This window comes from Delftia sp. ZNC0008, from assembly GCF_000799035.1.
Taxonomy (GTDB): domain Bacteria; phylum Pseudomonadota; class Gammaproteobacteria; order Burkholderiales; family Burkholderiaceae_C; genus Comamonas; species Comamonas tsuruhatensis.
In genome coordinates, this window is sequence record NZ_JTKZ01000356.1 from 1 (window position 1) to 302 (window position 302).

The 302-nt window shown below is 69.2% G+C and carries 1 protein-coding gene; it reads left to right on the top strand.

Annotation, left to right across the window (positions count from 1 at the left end; genetic code table 11):
- Positions 1-18: 18 nt before the first annotated feature.
- Positions 19-302 (top strand): aldehyde dehydrogenase family protein (locus L995_RS11780; RefSeq protein ID WP_231574412.1); only part of this gene is annotated, 284 nt, incomplete at its 3' end.

The window sequence follows — 302 nt, forward strand, 5'->3', positions numbered from 1 at the left end:
ACGGAAACAGGCCGGAAGGTGGCTGCAGCATCGGCGCAGACGCTCAAGAAGCTGTCTCTGGAGCTGGGCGGCAAGAACCCCCAGATCGTCTTTGCCGACTGCGACTTCGAGGCGGCCGTCGATGCCACGGTGCTGGGCATGCACTTCAATGCCGGCCAGTGCTGCAACAGCGGCAGCCGCGTGCTGGTGCAGGCGGCCATCGCCGAGCGCTTCGTGGTCGCCGTGGCCGAGCGCGCTCGGCAGGTGCGCGTGGGCGATCCGCTGGACCAGGGCGTGCAGGTGGGCGCCATCACCACGCAGCG